24 protein-coding genes are annotated in these 20,035 nt (G+C 66.8%); 9 read left to right on the forward strand and 15 right to left on the reverse strand.

From position 1 onward, the window contains the following. Positions 1 to 110: 110 nt before the first annotated feature. Positions 111 to 1,082, forward strand: a complete 972-nt coding sequence (locus ACFOYU_RS14495; protein WP_377034142.1) for a GlxA family transcriptional regulator — start codon at positions 111 to 113, stop codon at positions 1,080 to 1,082. Positions 1,083 to 1,175: 93 nt separating this feature from the next. On the opposite strand, the gene ACFOYU_RS14500 is transcribed toward ACFOYU_RS14495, so the two are convergent. Beyond that, the gene (locus tag ACFOYU_RS14500) at positions 1,176 to 1,589 is read right to left on the reverse strand and encodes an ArsR/SmtB family transcription factor (protein WP_377034143.1); all 414 of its coding nucleotides are present in this window, start codon (positions 1,587 to 1,589) and stop codon (positions 1,176 to 1,178) included. Between the two features lie 315 nt (positions 1,590 to 1,904). On the opposite strand from ACFOYU_RS14500, the gene ACFOYU_RS14505 reads away from it, so the two are divergent. Both ACFOYU_RS14505 and ACFOYU_RS14510 read left to right on the forward strand, forming a co-directional pair. Next, a complete protein-coding gene (locus tag ACFOYU_RS14505; RefSeq protein WP_377034144.1) occupies positions 1,905 to 4,625 on the forward strand; it encodes a heavy metal translocating P-type ATPase in 2,721 nt (906 codons plus the stop codon). Positions 4,626 to 4,772: 147 nt separating this feature from the next. Beyond that, positions 4,773 to 4,895, forward strand: coding sequence for a hypothetical protein (locus ACFOYU_RS14510; RefSeq protein WP_377034145.1), 123 nt, complete (start codon positions 4,773 to 4,775; stop codon positions 4,893 to 4,895). Positions 4,896 to 4,929: 34 nt separating this feature from the next. On the opposite strand, the gene ACFOYU_RS14515 is transcribed toward ACFOYU_RS14510, so the two are convergent. Then, entirely contained in the window at positions 4,930 to 5,829 is a 900-nt protein-coding gene (locus tag ACFOYU_RS14515) for a GlxA family transcriptional regulator (RefSeq protein WP_377034146.1), read from the reverse strand. A 169-nt stretch (positions 5,830 to 5,998) separates the two neighbouring features. Here ACFOYU_RS14515 and ACFOYU_RS14520 point away from each other — a divergent pair, with 169 nt between their 5' ends. Both ACFOYU_RS14520 and ACFOYU_RS14525 read left to right on the forward strand, forming a co-directional pair. Next, positions 5,999 to 6,541, forward strand: a complete 543-nt coding sequence (locus tag ACFOYU_RS14520) for a cysteine hydrolase family protein (protein ID WP_377034223.1) — start codon at positions 5,999 to 6,001, stop codon at positions 6,539 to 6,541. Continuing rightward, positions 6,541 to 6,714 carry a hypothetical protein gene (locus ACFOYU_RS14525; RefSeq protein WP_377034147.1) on the forward strand — a complete coding sequence of 58 codons (174 nt, stop codon included), beginning with the start codon at positions 6,541 to 6,543 and terminating at the stop codon, positions 6,712 to 6,714. The genes ACFOYU_RS14520 and ACFOYU_RS14525 overlap by 1 nt, the downstream gene beginning before the upstream one ends. A gap of 5 nt (positions 6,715 to 6,719) precedes the next feature. Here the strand turns inward: ACFOYU_RS14525 and ACFOYU_RS14530 are convergent, their stop codons facing one another. After that, positions 6,720 to 7,058, reverse strand: a complete 339-nt coding sequence (locus tag ACFOYU_RS14530; protein ID WP_377034148.1) for a hypothetical protein — start codon at positions 7,056 to 7,058, stop codon at positions 6,720 to 6,722. Positions 7,059 to 7,244: 186 nt separating this feature from the next. Here ACFOYU_RS14530 and ACFOYU_RS14535 point away from each other — a divergent pair, with 186 nt between their 5' ends. Next, positions 7,245 to 7,616, forward strand: coding sequence for a hypothetical protein (locus ACFOYU_RS14535; protein ID WP_377034149.1), 372 nt, complete (start codon positions 7,245 to 7,247; stop codon positions 7,614 to 7,616). Positions 7,617 to 7,727: 111 nt separating this feature from the next. Next, complete coding sequence (locus tag ACFOYU_RS14540) at positions 7,728 to 8,234, forward strand: DUF305 domain-containing protein (protein ID WP_377034150.1); 507 nt, start codon at positions 7,728 to 7,730, stop codon at positions 8,232 to 8,234. A 71-nt stretch (positions 8,235 to 8,305) separates the two neighbouring features. Here ACFOYU_RS14540 and ACFOYU_RS14545 read toward each other — a convergent pair whose 3' ends face one another. The 10 genes from ACFOYU_RS14545 to ACFOYU_RS14590 all read right to left on the reverse strand — a co-directional run bounded on the left by ACFOYU_RS14545 (position 8,306) and on the right by ACFOYU_RS14590 (position 17,467). After that, the gene (locus tag ACFOYU_RS14545) at positions 8,306 to 8,794 is read right to left on the reverse strand and encodes a DUF411 domain-containing protein (RefSeq protein WP_377034151.1); all 489 of its coding nucleotides are present in this window, start codon (positions 8,792 to 8,794) and stop codon (positions 8,306 to 8,308) included. Positions 8,795 to 8,825: 31 nt separating this feature from the next. After that, entirely contained in the window at positions 8,826 to 11,216 is a 2,391-nt protein-coding gene (locus ACFOYU_RS14550; RefSeq protein WP_377034152.1) for a heavy metal translocating P-type ATPase, read from the reverse strand. A 98-nt stretch (positions 11,217 to 11,314) separates the two neighbouring features. Next, positions 11,315 to 12,271 carry a copper-binding protein gene (locus ACFOYU_RS14555; protein ID WP_377034153.1) on the reverse strand — a complete coding sequence of 319 codons (957 nt, stop codon included), beginning with the start codon at positions 12,269 to 12,271 and terminating at the stop codon, positions 11,315 to 11,317. Between the two features lie 81 nt (positions 12,272 to 12,352). Continuing rightward, positions 12,353 to 12,643, reverse strand: coding sequence for a copper-binding protein (locus ACFOYU_RS14560; RefSeq protein WP_377034154.1), 291 nt, complete (start codon positions 12,641 to 12,643; stop codon positions 12,353 to 12,355). A 44-nt stretch (positions 12,644 to 12,687) separates the two neighbouring features. Further along, complete coding sequence (locus tag ACFOYU_RS14565; protein ID WP_377034224.1) at positions 12,688 to 13,179, reverse strand: plastocyanin/azurin family copper-binding protein; 492 nt, start codon at positions 13,177 to 13,179, stop codon at positions 12,688 to 12,690. Between the two features lie 35 nt (positions 13,180 to 13,214). Then, on the reverse strand, positions 13,215 to 14,630 hold the full coding sequence (locus ACFOYU_RS14570; protein ID WP_377034155.1) for a multicopper oxidase family protein: 1,416 nt from the start codon (positions 14,628 to 14,630) through the stop codon (positions 13,215 to 13,217). Positions 14,631 to 14,650: 20 nt separating this feature from the next. After that, complete coding sequence (locus ACFOYU_RS14575; protein ID WP_377034156.1) at positions 14,651 to 16,219, reverse strand: TolC family protein; 1,569 nt, start codon at positions 16,217 to 16,219, stop codon at positions 14,651 to 14,653. 3 nt (positions 16,220 to 16,222) lie between these two features. After that, positions 16,223 to 16,480, reverse strand: coding sequence for a hypothetical protein (locus tag ACFOYU_RS14580; protein WP_377034157.1), 258 nt, complete (start codon positions 16,478 to 16,480; stop codon positions 16,223 to 16,225). Positions 16,481 to 16,682: 202 nt separating this feature from the next. Next, the gene (locus ACFOYU_RS14585) at positions 16,683 to 17,096 is read right to left on the reverse strand and encodes a hypothetical protein (RefSeq protein ID WP_377034158.1); all 414 of its coding nucleotides are present in this window, start codon (positions 17,094 to 17,096) and stop codon (positions 16,683 to 16,685) included. Between the two features lie 107 nt (positions 17,097 to 17,203). Next, on the reverse strand, positions 17,204 to 17,467 hold the full coding sequence (locus ACFOYU_RS14590) for a heavy-metal-associated domain-containing protein (RefSeq protein WP_377034159.1): 264 nt from the start codon (positions 17,465 to 17,467) through the stop codon (positions 17,204 to 17,206). Between the two features lie 141 nt (positions 17,468 to 17,608). Here ACFOYU_RS14590 and ACFOYU_RS14595 point away from each other — a divergent pair, with 141 nt between their 5' ends. Both ACFOYU_RS14595 and dmeF read left to right on the forward strand, forming a co-directional pair. After that, complete coding sequence (locus ACFOYU_RS14595) at positions 17,609 to 17,887, forward strand: metal/formaldehyde-sensitive transcriptional repressor (RefSeq protein WP_377034160.1); 279 nt, start codon at positions 17,609 to 17,611, stop codon at positions 17,885 to 17,887. A 40-nt stretch (positions 17,888 to 17,927) separates the two neighbouring features. Further along, positions 17,928 to 18,908, forward strand: coding sequence for a CDF family Co(II)/Ni(II) efflux transporter DmeF (dmeF, locus tag ACFOYU_RS14600; RefSeq protein WP_377034161.1), 981 nt, complete (start codon positions 17,928 to 17,930; stop codon positions 18,906 to 18,908). A gap of 311 nt (positions 18,909 to 19,219) precedes the next feature. Here dmeF and cueR read toward each other — a convergent pair whose 3' ends face one another. Together cueR and ACFOYU_RS14610 are read right to left on the reverse strand one after the other, a co-directional pair. Beyond that, on the reverse strand, positions 19,220 to 19,708 hold the full coding sequence (gene cueR / locus ACFOYU_RS14605; protein WP_377034162.1) for a Cu(I)-responsive transcriptional regulator: 489 nt from the start codon (positions 19,706 to 19,708) through the stop codon (positions 19,220 to 19,222). Between the two features lie 25 nt (positions 19,709 to 19,733). Next, the gene (locus tag ACFOYU_RS14610; RefSeq protein ID WP_377034163.1) at positions 19,734 to 19,994 is read right to left on the reverse strand and encodes a glutaredoxin family protein; all 261 of its coding nucleotides are present in this window, start codon (positions 19,992 to 19,994) and stop codon (positions 19,734 to 19,736) included. Positions 19,995 to 20,035: the final 41 nt, after the last annotated feature.

Here is a 20,035-nt window from a genome sequence, read left to right on the forward strand (position 1 = left end):
TGGCACCATGCCTTCCGTATTCCGGGACCCTTCTGCCAGGTCCGGGCGCGTTGACCCGAATGATATCCATCGTTAGATATGGGCCAGTTATCATTTCCTGTGTGAGTGTCATGTCCTCCGTACGTGTTGCCGTGCTTGCCTTCGACGGCGTGAGCCTGTTCCATTTGACGGTGCCCGGACTGGTGTTCGGCGCGAACCCCGGCCCGGCAGGCTATCCGTCCTACGAACTCCGGTACTGCGCCGTGACGCCAGGGATGGTCAGCACCGACACGGGTCTTGAGATCCGGGTGCCGGACGGCCTTGATGCCCTGGCGGATGCCGATGTGATCATCGCGCCGGCGTGGGGAGATCCCGAACTGCGGGCGCCGGACGCGCTCGTCGAGGCCCTGCGGCAGGCGCACGCGCGCGGGAAGCTCATCGTCGGGCTGTGCCTCGGGGCCTTCGTACTCGGTGACGCCGGCTTGCTGGATGGCCGGCAGGCGACAACCCATTGGATGGCCCGCGAGGCCTTCGCGCGTCGCTTCCCCACGACGAATTTCCGCCCGGACGTGCTTTATGTCGAGGACGGCAACATCGTCACCTCGGCCGGGACCGTCGCTGCCATCGATTGCTGCCTGAACCTGGTCCGGGAGCGTCACGGCGCCGATGTGGCCAATCGCACGGCGAGAATGCTGGTCACGCCACCGCACAGGCAGGGTGGGCAGGCGCAGTACATTGAGAAGCCCGTTCCCCAGTTCCCGCGCGAGAGTAGGCTGCCCGGAGTGCTGGAGTGGGCGCTGGAGCACCTGTCGGAACCCCTGACCGTCGATACCCTGGCGGACGTCGCCCGCATGAGCCGCCGCACCTTCACCAGGCGCTTCCGCGAGACAACGGGCACGACCCTGACCAAGTGGCTGAATGCCCAACGGGTCACCAGGGCGCAGCAATTGCTCGAGACCACCGAGCTGCCTGTCGAACACATCGTCCATGAAGTCGGCTTTGGCACGCCCTTGTCGATGAGACAGCAGTTCGCCGCCCAACTGGGCACATCCCCGTCCGACTACAGGCGCACGTTCTGCAACGCTGGACGCGCGAGCCCGTAAGCCGGGTGCGCCATTGATCCGCTGCACCTGGAGGTGCGGCGTCCGGTGGCGAAGGCGGCCATCCGGACGGCCCGTTCCGACACCGGAACGGGATCAGAGGCCGGGCGCGCCGCCGTAGTCGTCCGCGTGGTCTTCCGCAATGTGCGTGGCCATGTCCAGCAGGACATGACTGACGTGCTGGTCCGCGACTTCGTAGAAGATCTGCTTGGCCTGCCGCTCACCTCTGACAAGGCGCGCCCCGCGCAGAAGGCGCAGGTGGTGGCTGACCAGTGACAGCGAGAGCTCCAGGCGCTCGGCGATCTCGCCGACGGAGATCGGGCCCTGCAAGCAGCAGAGCATGATCCTCAGCCGGGACGGATCGCCCAGGAGGCGAAAGGTTTCCGCCAGAATGGTGATCTCATTCTGCGACAGCGCCGATGGGCTCTGGGCAACGCCACAGGTCACCACGGCGGTGGGTTCTGCGCCCCCCTGGGGCCCGGCATCTTCTTTCGGCCTACGCATGCTCATGGATTTTATTCACCTGCGGTTCGCCCCGCACGAGCGCTTCCTGCTTGTGAAGCGACGTTCATCTTGATGGGCCAGCGTCACGCTATCACGCAATTGCGAGCCGCCACAACGCGTACGGTACGCCGCGCCGGCCGCATGGCGGTCCCGGATTAAGGCACTGGAGAGGTGGCGGGAAGGCCCCTGCAATTCGGCGCTTGACCTTCCAAGCGTTGTAATCCTCACCTTCCGTATCGACACTTGAATAACTGTTCAAGTGTATAATTGACTGTGGCCAGTTCGACGAACGCGGATGCGCCGGAGAGAAAGGAAACCCTCATGACAGCAAGATTGATCGAGTCCGCCTCGGGGGCCGGTGAAAGGCTCAGCTTCCGCGTGGAAGGCATGGATTGCGCGAGCTGCTCCGGGAAGATCGAAACGGCCCTTGGGCGCATGCCCGGATTGTCCGGCGTGAGCGTGAATTTCGCCAGCGAGACCTTGTCCCTCTCCCGTGATCCCGCCAGCACGACCTCCGCCAAGGACATCGCCAGGAAGATCCGTTCCCTCGGGTTCGGCGTTGAGCAACTGCCCACGTCGGCGGTCCCCGCCGCATCCCCGTCCGGCGCGCACGCCTCTCATGACGGCCATGCGCATCATGGCTGCTGCGGGGGGTACGATCACAACCACGACGAAGGGCACGATCGTGCCCACAAGCATCATGGCGGCGGTTGCGGAGCCGACCATACGCAGGGCCATGACCACCATCATCACGACCACGATCACGGAAGCTACGGCGGCCATGAGCAGGCGGCCCATGCCTCCGCCACGCGGCCGGCCCCCAGCTCGCCGCCCAGCGTTTCGATGCGGGTCGAGGGCATGGATTGCGCAAGCTGCGTCGGGAAAATCGAGACGGCCCTCGCTCGCATGCCTGACGTCTCGAACGTTCAGGTCAACTTCGCCAACGAGATGCTCGAACTGACGCTCGCCCCCGGCGCAGCCGCCCGGGTCGGCGAGATCGAGAATACGATCAGGAGCCTCGGCTTCGGGGTCTCCGACACGCGCCGGATCCCGTCGCCGGCCGACGCCTCCGTCGAGGCCGCGCCGGCACCCGTAGCGCGCAACCAGCGCTGGTGGCAGACAAGGAAAGGCAGGCATGTCATCGGGCTCGGCGTCCTGATGGGCGGGGCCTACGCCATCGCGCAATTCTTCCCGCTGTACGCGGAATGGATCGTTGCCGCGGCGGTCCTGGCAGGCGTGATCCCGTTCGCCCGCACGGCCCTCGCGCTTGCGATATCGGGTTCGCCCTTCTCGATCGAGACGCTGATGTCGGTTGCGGCGATCGGCGCCCTGGTGATCGGCGAGGCGGAAGAAGCCGCCGCGGTCGTGTTCCTGTTCGCGGTCGGCGAACTCCTGGAGAGTGTCGCCGCGGGCCGTGCACGCGCCGGGATCAGGGCGCTGGCCTCGCTGGTGCCGAAGACGGCGGTCCTGCTCGATCCGAATGGCAGTCAACGCAGCGTCCCTGCCGCCTCCCTGAGGGTGAACGACCTCGTGCTGGTGCGTCCGGGCGACCGCGTGCCAGCCGACGGCGGGATCGTCCAGGGGACCTCCAGTGTCGACGAATCCCCCGTCACCGGGGAGTCCGTGCCGCGCCCGAAGTCGACCGGGGAGAGCGTTTTCGCCGGCTCGATCAACGTCGACGGCGTCCTCCAGGTCCGTGTCGAGAGGACGGCCGCCGACAACACCATCTCGCGCATCATCCAGCTCGTCGAGCAGGCCCAGTCCTCCAAGGCGCCGACCGCGCGGTTCATCGAGAGGTTCAGCCGCTACTACACCCCGGCGGTGATGCTGATCGCGGCCCTGGTCATCGTGGTTCCGCCGCTGGCGATGGGTGCCGACTGGGATGCCTGGATCTATCGTGGTCTCGCCCTGCTGCTGATCGCCTGCCCCTGCGCGCTGGTGCTCTCCACCCCGGCCGCCATCGCCTCGGGTCTCGCCGTCGGCACGCGCCGCGGTCTCCTGATCAAGGGCGGCAACGCGCTTGAGACCATCGGCAAGGTGCGTGCCATCGCCTTCGACAAGACCGGCACGCTGACCGAGGGCAAGCCGCGCGTGACCGAGGTCCTCGCGTTCGGGAAGGGCGACGAGAACGAGGTGATCGGGCTTGCCGCCGCCGTCGAGACCGGCTCCAACCACCCGCTCGCCAAGGCGATCGTCGGCCGCGCCGAAACCGCCGGGATTGCCATCCCGTCCGCGCGCGACGCCTCGGCGACGCCCGGCAAGGCCGTGCATGCCACCGTCGGTGGCCGCCGTCTGGCCGTGAGCTCGCCGACGCATGCCGCCCAGGCGGCAAGGGTCGGGGCCCTGGAGCGCAAGGCTATCGAGAAGCTCGAGGACGGCGGCAACACCGTCGCGGTTCTCTTCGACGAGCACTCGAAGGAAGTCCTTGGCCTGGTCGCCCTGCGGGACGAGCCGCGGCGCGATGCCCGTGAAGGCGTGGCGCTGCTCAAGGCGATGGGTGTCGATGCGGTCATGCTGACCGGCGACAACCGCCGCACGGCCCAGGCGATCGCCAACGGTCTTGGCATCGAATGGAAGGCCGAGCTGCTGCCGCAGGACAAGCTAGCTTTCGTCGACGAGATGAAACGGAAGACCAAGGTGGCGATGGTCGGCGACGGCATCAACGACGCCCCTGCGCTGGCGACGGCCCATGTCGGAATCGCCATGGGCGGCGGCACGGACGTGGCGATCGAGACGGCGGATGCCGCGCTCCTGAAGAGCCGCGTGACCGACGTCGCCCATCTTGTCGCGCTCTCACGTGCCACGATGGCGAACATCCATCAGAACGTGATCTTCGCGCTGTCGCTTAAGGGCCTGTTCCTGGTCACCAGCATGCTTGGCATCACGGGCCTGTGGATCGCCGTGCTGGCCGACACCGGCGCCACCGCGATCGTGACCCTGAACGCGCTGCGGTTGCTGCGCTTCAAGGGCGTGAAGACGGCGGATGGCGGCCGGGACAAGGGCTTGCCCTCGCGCTCCTTGGCCGCTGCCGAAAGCCACTGACGATCGCATCAGGGGAGCCGCCGGCCCCGCTGGGCCGGCGGCTCCTCACTTCGCCGGAGCACTCCACATCAAAGCCGATCCATGGGGCTCATGCGAAGACGAACTCCTCCTACGGCCAAGAACATCGACGGAGTTGAGTTCGCGGGGATGATCGGCGTGACGCTGTTCGGGCTTATCCTGACGCCGGCCGTCTACGTCGTTGTGCGCCGGATGGCGATCGGGCACGATGCGGGCCGGCTGCCCTTGGCGCTGCCAGAGCCGCACGCATAGCAGCCAAGTGGGACGTCGTGCCTGCCGGAGTTCGTCAGACGCTGAAGCGTTGACGGTATTCCTGGGGTGTAAGGCCGACGATCTTGCCGAACACCTTCCGGAATGCGCTCGGGTCGGTATAGCCGACCTCCCACGCGATCCTTTCCACCGGTGCTTTCGTGAACTGCAACAGCTCACGCGCCTTTCCGACGCGAAGGCGCTGGATGTACTCGCTGGTCGTCAGCCCCGTCGCCTTCTGGAAGCGCCGGATAAACGTCCGTTGCTCCAGTCCTGCCTGGACGGCCAGGGCGGCGAGGTTCGTTTCCTTTCCCTCGGTCGCCTGAAGCCAGTGTTGGACCTTCAGGATGGCGGCGTCGCCGTGATTGAGCTTCGGCGCGAAGGCGCTGTAGTAGCTTTGCTCCCGGCCGGGCGGGTCGACCAGGAACGTGCGAGCGGTCTCGACCATGATCGTCGGCCCGAGGAACCTGTCGACAAGCTTCAGGCTCAGGTCGATCCATGCCATCACCCCTCCTGCCGTAATGATGTCCCCGTCATCGATGATAAGCCTGTCAGTGTCGACCTTGGCGCCAGGGAACCGGGACAGGAGCTGCTCCTCGTACGACCAGTGCGTCGTCACGGTTCGGCCATCCATCAGTCCCGTCTCGCCGAGCAGGAAGGCGCCTTTGCAGATGGACCCGAGGGAGGTGCCCTGCGCATGCTGACCCTTCAGCCATTGAGCCCACTGCGCCGCCAGCTCACGGGAGAGTGGCTGACCCAGGCCGGGCGGAATGACGAGGATGGACGGGTTCCCCTCAGCACCTGGGACGCTGTCGAAGGCTCGAATCGGCTCCCCGACCTGATCCCGCCATTCCCAGTGGCTGACCCGCAGGAGCCGACCGTCACTGTTCAGCTTTGCCCGCGCGAGCTCCTCGGCGAAGGTGAGAAGGTCGGTCATGCCTAGAGCCGCAGCCGTCTGGGAGCCAGGGTACAGGATGATCCCGATTTCCGGTGTGCTTCGGGAGATTGGCAATATCGCCTCGGAGTTTGTCACTTTTGCCAATTATATTGCGCAACGGGGCGCAGTATCCAAGGTTCACGTTCAACGGCAACAAAGGAAAAGCCCTGTGAGCAAGCGCGCGATCATCGTCGTAGACCTTCAGAAAGACTACCTCGCCACCGGCAGCTTTGCCCTCGTCGGCATTGATGAGGCCACCGCAAATGCGGCCAAGGTGATCGAGGCGGGCCGCTCCGCCGGAGACAAGGTTATCCATATCCGCCACGAGAACCCGGCTGACGCGCCGTTTTTCGTGCCTGGCACCGAGGGGGCCGAGATCATCCCGACTGTTGCCCCGGCCGAGGGTGAGCTGGTGATCACCAAGAACTATCCCAACTCCTTCCGCGAGACCGGGCTGAAGCAGGCCCTGGACGCGGACGGCATCAAGGATGTCGTGGTCGTGGGCGCGATGAGCCACATGTGCATCGACGCCACCAGCCGAGCGGCTGCCGACCTCGGCTATGCGATGACTATCGTCGAGGACGCCTGCGCCACGCGCGACGTCGAGTTCAACGGCACGACGGTTCCGGCCGCGCAGGTCCATGCCGCCTACATGTCCGCCCTGGCGTTTGCCTATGGCAAGGTCGTCACGACCGGCGACCTGACCGCCTGATGGACGTCGTGCGCATGGTGCGCCTGTCGCGGGACACCATGGCCAACATCCGCCAGAACGTCACCATCGCGCTCGGCCTCAAGGCCGCCTTCCTGGTGACCACCATCCTCGGCGTGACGGGGCACTGCCAGGTATTCTGGCGGACACGGCGCGGACGTGACGCCCCAGGTTAACTGGATCAGTTCGGTCTGGGCGGTTCCGGGGCCGGGGAGGGTGCCGGAGGACTTGCGGGTGCGTCCTGCTGCATGTCACCCGGCTGTTGTGGCTTAGGCTGCATCATGGCCATGTTCCGGCAGCATGGGCAAATGCCGCCCGCGGACTGACCCGGCTGTGAGGGCTGGGTCGTCTGGCCCGGTTGCTGGACCTGGGCCGTGGCCGTCGGCGTGCCGCACATCATCGGACCGGCCGCTAAGGTCGAGCCCGTCGCCGGGGCTGCGGCCTGGTGCATCGGACAGGCGAGGACCGGGGTGGCAGCGAAACCTGCCGCGACGGCGATGGCAAGGATGAGCTTTCTCATGGCATGTCCCTCCGGAACTGACCCGGCGAGAGTCGCGCCGTTCGCGGGTTCCGGCAACTCCTAATGTGGTGAGCGATCAAGCCTTGGGATGGCGTCGCGCCTCCCCAGGCCGGGCGCACGTCAGCCGCCTCGCGGAACCAGGCGCCGAAGGCCATCGTTGGGGCCATGACCCTCCAGGATCGTGCCGTGGATGACCTGATCCGCTTCATGCTCAGCCGCTGGATCGTCGCGCTGGTCGCCATCGGCCTCGCGAGCGCACCGCTGCATGCGGCCGCACGGATGGCCGACACCGGTTCCGGCTTCTCCGGCCACGCCGAGGAGGCCGCGCGAATTCTCCCTGAAACCCATGGCCAGCCCGATCGGCACCATGGCGCGCCGTCCCGGTCCGACACTCCGGGACAGTCCTGCTGTCATCCCGGCTGCATCATGGCCGTCCTTCCGGCGCTGGGCAGCGCGGCACATGCCTTGCCGCTGTCCGAGTCCGTCCCGGTCCCGCCTGACCTGACGCCGATCCCGTTCATGCCGTCGGGGATCGAGCGACCGCCGAAGCACGCCTGACCGGGAGTTGCGCGGTCACACCGCGTGCGACGGAAGCCAGCCCGCCGGCGCGCCAGGCGCCGCCTCCGCAGGGCTGATGAATTCGCGGTGCCTGGAACAGGAAACACCACCATGACCATTCGAATGATCACGCTCGCCTCCGCCTTCCTCTCTGTCAACGCTTGGGGGGCCTTGGCCCAGCAGCAGCCGATGCACCATCCGTCGGGGGGCCAGATGGCCATGTCCGCCGACAGCCTGCCGGCGGAGTGCCAGGCTGCGGCGCAGGCCGGCGGCCATGGCAAGATGATGCAGGGCATGGACATGCAGGGCATGTCGCAGAACATGCAGGGCATGATGGCCAACATGACCGAGGCCCAGAAGGGCTATATGCAGGCCATGATGAAGATGCACGGGCCGATGATGACCGGCATGATGGCCAAGGACGCCGACGTCGCGTTCATCTGCGGGATGATCCCCCACCACCAGAGCGCCATCGACATGGCCCAGGTCGTGCTGAAGACAGGCGACAACGCCGAGGCCAAGCGGATGGCTCAGAAGGTTATCGACGATCAGCAGAAGGAGATCGCCGAAATGAGGGAGTGGCTGAAGAAGAACGCAGCGAAGGAAGGCAATCAGTAGGCCGCCGCTCACGAGTGCGAGTCCCCGCTCTGGGCAGGGACTCGATTTTCAGGAATGGCCGTTCACCGGCATCAGGCCGCGCTTGCCCCCCGGTACCGGGCGAACGTCGTCTGGCCGGACGGCCCGAACAGGACCACCTCGTAGGTGTCGGGCTCGACACCCTCCACTTCCATCCCGGGGGAGCCGACGGGCATCCCGGGCACTGCAAGTCCCTTGGCCCTGGGCTTCTCGGTGAGCAGGCGCTTGATGGCATCCGCGGGCACGTGCCCCTCGATGACGTAGCCGCCGATCTCGGCCGTGTGGCAGGAGGCGAGGGCCTGCGGCACGCCCAGGCGGACCTTGAGGCGGTTCACCTCCGCGGACTCGATCACCTCGACGGCGAAGCCCGCCTCACGGACATGCTCGACCCAGGCACCGCAGCAGCCGCAACTCGGATCCTTGGTGACCGTCATCTTCGGCAGGGCTTGCTGCGCCCGCACCGGAAAGGCGGCAAAGGCGCCGGCGGCGGTGGCGAGGCCCACCAGGAGCGAGCGGCGACCGATCGTTACGTTCGACTTCATGTTCCTGACTCCATTCCATTCAGGTATCTGCTCAAAGGCGCGCGGTGCGAAGACGGATGGCGTTGCCGATCACGCTCACGGACGACAGGGCCATCGCCGCCGCGGCGATGATCGGCGACAGCAGGATGCCGAACAACGGGTACAGCACGCCGGCCGCGACCGGCACCCCGAGCGCGTTGTAGACGAAGGCGAAGAACAGGTTCTGGCGGATGTTGCGCATGGTCGCCTGCGACAGCCGCCGCGCCCGCACGATCCCGGTGAGATCGCCCTTGAGCAGGGTCACGCCCGCGCTCTCCATCGCTACGTCGGTGCCGGTGCCCATGGCGATGCCAACGTCCGCCGCGGCGAGTGCCGGCGCGTCGTTGACACCGTCGCCGGCCATGGCCACCACGCGGCCTTCGCGCTTGAACCTCTCGACCACCGCGCTCTTCTGGTCAGGGAGAACCTCGGCCTCGACCTCGTCGATCCCAAGCCGCTTGGCGACAGCCCGTGCCGTCGTCCAATTGTCGCCGGTCAGCATCACGACGTGGATGCCTTCCTCCTTCAGCCCGGCCAGCGCCTCCGGTGTCGTAGCCTTCACCGGGTCGGCGATGGCGATGGCGCCTGCCACCCTTCCATCGATGCCTACGAAGATGGCCGTCGCGCCATCCTCACGCAGCCTGTCGGCCTGCTCTGCGAGGGGGCTGACGTCGATGCCATGCTCTGCCAGGAACTTGGCGCTGCCAAGCACGACGCGGCGGCCCTCAACGGTGCCGAGCGCACCCTTGCCGGTGGGCGAGTCGAAGTCGGAGACCGGCGCGGTGGCGATACCCTGCTTCTCGGCCGCCTCGACAATGGCGATGGCGAGCGGATGCTCGCTCGGCCGCTCCGCGCTGGCCGACAGGCGCAGCACCTCGGCCTCGCTAAGGCCTTGCGCGGGAACGATGGCCGTCACGGCGGGCCTGCCCTCGGTGAGAGTTCCCGTCTTATCGACCACCAGCGTGTCGACCTTCTCCATCTGCTCCAGCGCCTCGGCGTTCTTGATTAACACGCCCGCCTGGGCACCGCGGCCGACGCCGACCATGATCGACATCGGCGTGGCAAGGCCGAGCGCACACGGACATGCGATGATCAGGACCGCCACTGCGGCCACGAGGCCATAGGAGAGCTGCGGCTCCGGTCCCCAGATCGCCCAGGCGATGAAGGCGAGTACGGCCACCCCGATCACGGCCGGCACGAAGTAGCCCGAGACCTGGTCGGCGAGGCGCTGGATCGGCGCGCGGCTGCGCTGGGCTTCCGCCACGAGCTGCACGATCTGCGCCAGCATGGTGTCGCGCCCGACCTTCTCGGCCTCGATGACGATGCCGCCGGACTGGTTCATCGTGCCGCCGATCGCCTTCGCGCCGACGTCCTTGGTCACCGGCATCGACTCGCCCGTGACCATCGACTCGTCGACGGAGCTGCGTCCCTCGACGACCGCTCCATCCACCGGAACCTTCTCGCCGGGTCGGACCCGGAGGCGGTTGCCGACCTGCACGGTGTCGAGCTGGACCTCCTCCTCGGTGCCATCGTCCCGGATGAGCCTTGCCGTCTTGGGCGCAAGGTCGAGTAAGGCACGGATGGCACCGCCGGTGCTCTCGCGGGCGCGCAACTCCAGCACCTGTCCGAGGAGCACCAGCACCGTGATGACGGACGCCGCTTCGAAATACACCGCGACGGAGCCGTCGTGGCCGCGGAAGGCCGCCGGGAACACGTCGGGCGCCAGCGTCGCGACCATGCTGTAGACCCACGCCACCCCGGTGCCCATGGCGATCAGGGTGAACATGTTGAGGCTGCGGTTCACGAGCGACTGCCAGCCGCGGACGAAAAAGGGCCATCCGGCCCACAGCACGACCGGGGTCGCGAGCAGCATCTGGATCCAGTTGGAGGTCGTGCGGGGGATGAGATGGTCGATTCCGATGAGGTGCCCGCCCATCTCCAGCGCGAAGACCGGAAGCGTCAGGGCAAGGCCGATCCAGAACCGACGGGTCATGTCCGTCAGCTCGTGGCTGGGGCCGGTCTCGGCGGTGGCCACGACGGGCTCCAGCGCCATGCCGCAGATGGGGCAGGATCCCGGGCCGACCTGGCGGATCTGCGGATGCATCGGGCAGGTGTAGATCGTACCCTCGGGCACGGCCTCTGCCGTCCTCTCGGCCGAGGGCTCCGCGTACTTCGCGGGGTCCGCCATGAACTTCGACTGGCAGCCGGGCGAGCAGAAGTAGTACGGCTTGCCCTGGTACTGGGCCCGGTGGGTGGTCGTGTGCGGGTCGACCATCATCCCGCAGACCGGATCCTTCACCTTCCCGGCGTCCGTTGCAGGCTCATGGTGATGATGGTCGTGGCCCCCGTGGGCGGCATGACCGTGATGGTGGCCGTGCCTCTTGGTGACTTGGTCATCGCTCATGGTGGTTCTCCACTGCGTTTCCATGCAAAGCGGTCAGCTTCGGTCTTCCCACGGTGGGAAGGTCAAGCGCCTGGCCCGGGTGCCGTCCGGCGCGTCCGCTACCTTCCCTTCTGGATCCTGACGACCGAGATCTGCCCGTTCACGCGGTCGGCCTGAAACCTGATCCTGTCGCCCGCCTTCACGCCCTTGAGGACTGCCGGATCCTGTGTCCGGAAAACCATCGTCATGGCATCCATGTTCAGGTTCGGGATTGGCCCGTGGTCGATGGTCACCTTCCCTTGGGTGGCATCGACCTTCTCGACGGTGCCGGTGACCATGGGGAGGTTGGCCGCCGCGGCCGGCTGGGGTGCTGCCGATTGCGCCGCGCCGGTCGCGAACCTTACGACGGAGATCTGGCCGTTCACTCGGTCAGCCTGGAACTGCACCTTGTCTCCGGCCTTCACGCCCTGGAGCAGGGCAGGATCCTGAACCCGGAACACCATGGTCATGGCATCCATGTCGAGGTTGGGGATGGGACCGTGGTCGATCGTGATCTTGCCGGCACCCGCGTCGACCTTTTCCACCGTTCCCGACACCATCGGAAGCTGGCTGGCGACCGCGGGCTGCGCCGGAGCGGCCGCCTGGGCTTGCGGGGCCGGCGTGCCCTTCTGGTCAAGCGGTCCGGAACCGTGCGGTGGCTGGTCGACCTTGGCACGGTAGTCCTCTTGGCGGTTACGGACCTGCCACTCCTTCAATGCCGAGATCTGGACCTGCTGCTCATTGATGAACTGCTGGGCCATCCGGCGGAGCTGCTCGTCCGCGCCGTGCTCCAGTTGCGTCCGGGCAAGGAAGATCAGGTCCTCGTGATGGGCGATCACGAGCGCGGCGAAATCCCTGTCGGGATCGCCGGTGAGCTTCATGTCCTTGAAGCGGTCGTCCATGACCTCCCGGACGCGCTCGTAGGCGGCAGGCGCTCCCTTGGCAGGCTGCGCCTGCGCAAGACGGTCGGGGCCGGCAATGGCCAGGGCGGCTGACAGTGCCCCAAAGGCGGTGAGGGTGACGGCGAAGCGTTTCATGGCAGTGTCTTTCTTGATGCAGGAGGACCGCCCCACGGAAGGTGGGTCTCGAACACCTCAGTTCGCGGGGCGGCGAGGGCCTTACGAGCCCTTCTTGATCGAGGTGACGGAGATCTGGCCGTTCACCCGGTCGGCGGTGAACTGCACCTTGTCGCCGGCCTTGAGGCCCTTGAGCAGGTTCGGGTCCTGGGCGCGGAACACCATGGTCATCGCCTCCATGTCCAGGTTCTGGATCGGGCCGTGGTCGATGGTGATCTTGCCCTGGGCGGTGTCGACCTTCTCGACCGTGCCGGTGACCGTCGGCAGGTTCTGGGCGAGGGCGGCACTGGAGAGGCTCAGGGCGGCGATCAGGCCGATAGTGATACGCTTCATGGGAAACTCCTTTTCGTAGCTGGATGGCGAGGGGATTGGGTCCGTCACTTGACGACGACGGTGCCCTTCATGCCGGACTCGTAGTGGCCTGGGATCAGGCAGGCGAACTCGAAGGTGCCGGCCTTGGTGAAGCGCCAGACGATCTCGCTGGAGCCGTTCGGTGCGAGCCGCTTCCCGTTCGGGTCGTCGTGCTCCATGTCCGGGTTCTTCTCCATCTGGACCTTGTGCTTGGCGTTATTCGCGACCGAGTCGAGCATGAACTCGTGGTCGACCTGGCCGGCGTTCCTGAGCACGAACTTCACCTGCTCGCCGCGCTTGATCTCGACCGTGCTGGGATCGAACAGCATCTTCGCGTCCTCGGTCTCCTTCATGGTGACCTCGATCGTGCGGGCGACAGGCTTCTGCGGATTGCCCGGCTCGCCGGCCGCGAAGGATTTGTGGCTGTGCCCGGGCTCGCCTGGGGCGGCGAATGCCATGGCCGCCGAGAATGCAAGGGCAGCAAGTGCCCCTGCGAGAGGTTTGGCTGTACGAACCATCATTGTTGCTCCTTTGGCATTGGTTCTGGTTGGGATCAGTGATTGCCGTGACCGCCGGCACCGGCCGAACGGACCGGACGCTTGCGGGGGTCGATGGCCTTGAACTCGGTGGCCTTCACGCCGCTGTCGGGCGACGTCGCGCGGGCGGGCTCGGCGAGCTGCTCGCCCGTCCACTCGTACGCGACGGTGCCCTCCGGGTGCTTGTACCAGCCGGGGTCCTTGTAATCGTCGTGCGCCAGCCCGGGGCGCACCTTCACGACCGAGAACATGCCGCCCATCTCGACAGGACCGAACTGGGCAAAGCCCGTCATCATCGGCAGCGTGTTGTCGGGCAGCGGCATCTCCATCGAGCCCATCTCGCCCATGCCGGCACCGCCCATCGGCATGTAGCCCGGCGCAATCCTCTTCAGCGCTGGTGCGGTCTTGTTCATGTTGACGCCGATGTAGGTCTTCACGTCGTGGCCCATGGCGTTCATGGTGTGGTGGCTCTTATGGCAGTGGATCGCCCAGTCGCCGGGCGCGTCGGCCACGAACTCGAAGGCGCGCATCTGGCCGACCGCCACATCCACGGAGACCTCCGGCCATTGCGCGGATTCCGGCACCCAGCCGCCGTCCGTGCCGGTGACCTTGAAGTCATAGCCGTGCATGTGGATCGGGTGGTTGGTCATGGTCAGGTTGCCGAACCGGACACGGACCTTGTCGCCCTGGCGCACCACGAGCGGATCGATGCCGGGGAACACGCGGGTGTTCCAGCACCAGAGATTGAAGTCCGTCATCTCGTTGACCCGGGGCACGTACGAGCCGGGCTCGATGTCGAAGGCGTTGAGCAGGAACACGAAGTCACGGTCGACGCGGCGCTCGGCCGGATCGCGCGGGTGCACGACGAAGAAGCCCATCATGCCCATCGCCATCTGCACCATCTCGTCGGAGTGCGGGTGGTACATGAAGGTGCCGGACTTCTGGCAGATGAACTCGTACACGAAGGTCTTGCCCGGCGGGATGTGCGGCTGGGTCAGGCCGCCGACGCCGTCCATGCCGTTGGGCAGGAGCTGGCCGTGCCAGTGCACCGCCGTGTTCTCCGGCAGTTTGTTGGTGACGAAGATGCGAACCTTGTCGCCCTGCACCGCCTCGATGGTCGGGCCGGGGGATTGGCCGTTGTAGCCCCACAGGTGGGCCTTCATGCCGGGCGCCATCTCGCGCACGACGGGCTCCGCGACGAGATGGAACTCCTTCCAGTCGCCGTTCTGCCGCCACGGCAAGGTCCAGCCGTTGAGGGTGACGACAGGCTGGTAGTCCGGTCCGCTCGTCGGGTAGAGCGGCGGCTGCATGGTGGCTTCCGTCATGATCGGCGCCTCGGGCAGGCCCGCGGCCTGCGTGCGCCCGCTGATCATGCTGGCCCCGGCGAGGGCCAATCCCCCGGCGCCGAGAAAACCTCTTCGCGATACGGTCATTGGATATCTCCTCTCGAGTGTCAGTGCCCGCCACCGGCGGCTTCCCCGCCGGCCGCGGCCGTAGTGGTCTCGCCTCCGCCTGCGCCGCCCCCGCCGTTCAGTCCGCCCACCAGGGCGGCCTTGAGATCGGTCGCAGCGATCCAGAAGTCGCGGCGGGCGTTGATGGCGTCGACGTTGCTGAGGATGCGGGTGCGGGCGTCGATGATGAGCTGGCTCACGTCGACGAGCATGCCGCTGTACTGGAGCAGGGCCTCGTCCTGGATGCGCTTCTGGAGCGGCAGGACGCGGTTCTGGTAGTGGCGGGCGAGGTCGTGCTTGCCACGGTAGACGGCATAGGCCTCGCGGGCCTCGGACCGGACGTTGACCGCCCGCTCCGCCAAGCGGTTCGCGGCCGCCATGTAGGCCTCCTGCGCGCCGCGGCGGGTCGTCTCCCCGAAGTCGAAGATCGGGATCGTGAAGGACACCTCGATGCCGCGGGTCCGGCTCTTCTCCTTCTCGATCTCCACTTCGCCGTGGTCGTCGACCGTCTTCGACTTGCCGAAGCTCGATCCCTCGACCAGCTCGATGTCGCTGACGACGCTCTGGATCACGTCGAGGCTGTACTGTCCGGCGACGGCATTGAGGTCGTTGCGCAGGGCTTGGAGGTCGACGCGCCGGGCCAGGGCCTCGCTCTCGACGTCCCTCTGGGTCGCGAGGCGGGACGGCAGCGGTGGCAGGGTGCCCGGCAGCGTGAAGGTGATGTCGCGTCCCCACAGGCCGAGCTGGCGGATCAGGCGCTCGCGCTCGACCTTCTGCTCGATCCGGGCCTGGGCGAGCTGGGCGCCGAGCTCCTGGTAGAACGCGTGCTCGCGCGCCTGCTCCAGCTTGTTGAGGGCACCGGTCTCGCCGAGCTGCTTGGCGAGCTCGGACGCGGTCTCGGCCGTGGCGAGGGCCTGCTGCATGAAGGCGACCCTCTGGTTCGCGGCGACGGCACGGTAGTACTGGCGCCGCGCCTCGGCCCCGAGGCTCAGCACGGCCTCCGCCGTGCGGAACTGGGCGGCGCGGAACTCCTGCTGCGCAACGGCCGCGCGCTGCGGCAGGGTCGCGAGTTCGAACAGGCCGATCATGAGCTGCCGCTCGACCTCGAAGGCCCCACCTCCCAGGAGGCCGCTGCGGCCCAGGGACACGCGCGGGGAGGGCGGCAGGCTGGCCTGGACATAGGCTGCCTCCGACACCCCGAGATCGTTGAACGCGGCCTGGAGGCCCCTGTTCTTCAGCAGCGCGATCTGGACCGCGCCGTCCGGGGTGAGCGGACGGCGCAGCAGCTCCTCGGCCCGGGTCTGAGCCGCCAGCGCCTCGGCCTCGCCGGTGATCTTGACGACATCCTTGCCCAGGTCGGTGTAGGCGACAGTCTGCGCGACGGAGAGTCCCGCATCCTGTGAGAAGGATACGCAGCCACCCAGGAAGACCGTGGCGGCCAGGCCGGCCAGCAGCTTCAGTCGCGGTCTTGTCCGGCCGCTGCCCCTGTCGTGTTTCATCTCGCTGTTGTCCTTGCGTGTGCCCTGCCACGCGATCGTCATGTCGGCGGATGGGTTCGATGTGTGGGTCATCGCCTATCGTCCCCGTCGTGCGGCATCGTCCGAGTCGCCCCGCTCGGGATTGCCCTGAGGGCCGACGCGCCGGTTCAGCTCGCGCCAGTCGAGGGGCTCGACGACGTCGTAGCCACGGATGCCCGCGGTGACGGAGGAGTAGGCCGGGGGGCGGGTTCCGACGGCTGGGTCGGCCGCCGACACGAGGTAGGAGGGATGTTGGGTAGGCATGCAGGCGGCCAGGCCAAGCCCGAGCGCCGCGAGGGAAAGGGGTTTCATCATGGGATCCGTCTCCGGGCGGACCTCCACGGCGTGATCGGCGTCAGGGGTGCGATGGGGACGGACGATGCGTCCGCCGTCCGCTGCGAACCTGCGTACTGATCACTGGCACGGGAGGATGACCGGCTTGGGCTTCAGGACGGGCATGCTGGCCTTGGGCCACAGCCATGCCGATGCGTGCGGGCGTGAGCCGCCCGCTCCTGGATCAGAGGGTTCGTGGGGGACGGTCGAGGCTGTCGGGGGCGACGCCTGCGACCTGGTCGTCCCGGGTCAGGGCGATGGCGGCGGCAGAGGTGCAGGGGGTATGGAGCATGGGGGCGGCGAGCGCCTGGACGGCGTGGCAGGCTCCCATGCCGCAGCAATCCGCTCCTGCCTTGCCGTGGGTTCCCGAGGCAGGATCGCCGCAGTCCTTCGGAGCGGAGGCGTGGTCATGGGCCGGGGCCTGGACCCCATGCTCGTGATCCGCGTCCACATGCACATCGCTCCCGTGGACGTGCCCATCGACTGCGGATGACAGGAGGATCCGGCCGCCCGACGCAACCGCCTGCGGAACGGACATCACGAGGATTCCCGCGGCGAGCGCAAGCAAGGCAGCGATGATGAGGCCGATCAGCCGCAAGGAACTCTCCAGTCCGTCAGAATCGAATGAGTGTCACGAAAGCCCTGCTTCGGCAAGGCGGTCCGGAAGGGCGTGCGACGATCCCGACCGCCTTGCGCGCCAGGGGGTCAGGCAGCCGCGGAGGGCGTGTATCCGGCTTCGGCGACGATGGCCGTGACCGCCGAGAGGTCGGCGGTGCCCCGGATCAAAACCAGCTTCGAGGCCGGATCGGCATCGACCTGGGTTCCCGGCAGGGCGGACTCGACCGCCTTCTTGATCGTGCCGGCGCAGTGGCCGCAGGTCATGTCCTCGACCCGCAGCGTCAGGCTGCCGTCCTTCGGCAACACGTTCTGTCCGGCCCTGTCGGTCTGGTGGGTTGAGCATCCGCACATGTCTTGTCGCTCCTTTGCGATGGTGAGGATTCGGAGCCTGCGGGTTCCAACGCTGGCAAGGTCAAGGGCCATCTCGCACCTTGCCGACCTGCCATCAATGTAATATACCCCCCTACCTTATTTTACTCGGTACGAGCAATCATGTCCCATACCACCAAGGACAAGGCGAAGTTGCTGGCGCGGGTGCGCCGGATCCGCGGCCAGGTCGAGGCCGTGGAGCGTGCCCTGGAGGCGGAGATCGGCTGCGCCGACGTGCTGATGCTGGTCGCCTCGGTGCGTGGGGCAGTCAACGGGCTGACCGCAGAGCTGATGGAGGAGCACATCCGCCATCACGTGGTCGATCCGGCTCGCGAGCCCGACGCCGACCGCGCCCGCGGCGCGCAGGAACTTATCGACGTGGTTCGTACGTACCTCAAGTGAGCCGCGGCTCCCACACGAACGAACCCGAGAGGTGACTCCGATGCACGGCGATTCCTTGCAAGCCTTGCGGCACGATCATGTGTTCCTCGGCGACGACCACGAGCGTAACGAGCGCCGGACCTGGTTCGTGATCGCCCTGACCGCCACCATGATGGTGGTCGAGATCGTTGCCGGCACGGTCTATGGCTCGATGGCCTTGGTGGCCGACGGCTGGCACATGTCCACGCATGCCGCCGCCATGCTGATCAGCGCGCTAGCGTACTTCTACGCCCGCCGGCACGCCCGCAACCCCCGCTTCACCTTCGGTACGGGCAAGCTTGGCGACCTCGCTGGCTTCGCCAGCGCCATCATCCTCGCCCTCATCGCCCTGCTGATCGGGTGGGAGAGCCTGCTGCGTTTGGCCAATCCCATTCCCATCGACTTCGGCCAAGCGATCGCCGTCGCGGCGATCGGTCTCGTGGTGAACCTCGCCAGCGCCTGGCTGCTCAAGGACGACCACCATCATCACGGGCATCACCATGCCCATAGCCATCATGATCACGGCCACCATCATGAGCATGGTCATCACCATTACGGCCACTCCCATGGTGGAGGACGCGACAACAACCTGCGTGCTGCCTACCTGCATGTGCTGGCCGACGCACTGACCTCCGTGCTGGCTATCGTGGCCCTGCTGGCCGGCAGCGCCTACGGCTGGCTCTGGCTCGATCCGCTGATGGGCATCGTCGGCGCCCTGGTGATCGCCCGCTGGTCGTGGGGCCTCATCCGCGACGCCGGAGCCATCCTCCTGGATGTCGTTCCGGAGGGCGAGGACCTGCCAGACGAGATCCGCGAGGCACTGGAAGGCGAGGGCGACCGGATCACCGACCTGCACGTCTGGCAGGTCGGTCCGGGACACCACGCGGCGATCGTATCGCTGGCCACGTCAGCTCCCAAGGCGCCTTCGGCCTACAAGGAGCGGCTGTCCCATCTCCACGAGTTGTCGCATGTGACCGTCGAGGTCCAGCCGCTTCCTGCGTGATCGGGGCGGCACCCCTGAGGGCGTTCCATGAGGCTGCTGCCGAAACGGGCAGGATGCGGGAGTCCCTGAGTGGACGGTCTGTTTGCAGCCTGGCGACGACTGGCTATCCTGCCTTTCCCGATTGCCTTTCGCCCACTTCCCAGCCCTTGCCGCGCTGGTCGGGAGCTGCTTGGGGCGTGGCGCGTCATGACACCATGCCAACCTTGCCGAATGCCGCACCTCCAGGTGCAGCGGACCAACGGCGTCCCAAGCGCAAGTACAGCGGCCGCTCGCAGAGCCGCAAGGGGTCCCGAGCGACATGAGGCAGCGTGCTAGTTGCGCTCCCTCTTCGGCGCTGTGCCCCGACGTGCGGAGCGAAGGCCGACGGCCCCGAAATGCGGGGTCGAGTGGATGTCGATCAATCCCACCTCATGGCCGTTCTGAAGGCCTTCGATGATCGGGCACTCCGGCCGCTCGTTGCCGTGGCAATGCTTTGCGAGGTGCTTGAGCGTCGCGGCCATCTCCTGCAACTCGCGAGCCTTCCGCTCCAGGATCTCCACATGCTCGAGGGCGATCCGCTTCACGTCCGTGCTGGCGCGTTGCCGATCACGCCACAAGGTGACGAGCTCCGAAATCTGCTCGACCGAGAAGCCGAGGTCACGGGCCCGCCGGATGAAGCCGAGGGTGTTGACGTCGTTCTCGGAGTACACCCGGTACCCGGCTTCCGTGCGAACCGTCTTCGGGATCAGCCCGATCGACTCGTAGTAGCGGATCATCTTGGCCGAAACGCCCGATGCTTCCGCTGCCTGTCCGATGTTCATGATCTTGCTCCTCTCTTGATCCTGGTCAGCCGATGAAGGCAGGTGTGAGCGCCTCGGTGATACGCGCCTTCTGCGACTGGAAGGTTCCGTAGAAGACTTGATCGCCGATGACGGTGATCGGTGCAACGCGTACCCCGGTGCGGGCCTTGGCCTCGGCCATGATCGCAGGATCCGTCAGGTCACGTTCCTCGAAGGATAGTCCGAGGCGGGTCAGCCACGCCTTGAGTGCATGGCAGTCGGGGCAGGTCGGGGTCGTGTAGACGATGACGGCGGGCTGGGAGGGCATCGTTTCGCTCCATGGAAAAAAGCCGGGTCCGCCTTCGTTGG

It is taken from the genome of Microvirga sp. GCM10011540 (genome assembly GCF_042650665.1).
GTDB lineage: Bacteria > Pseudomonadota > Alphaproteobacteria > Rhizobiales > Beijerinckiaceae > Microvirga > Microvirga lenta.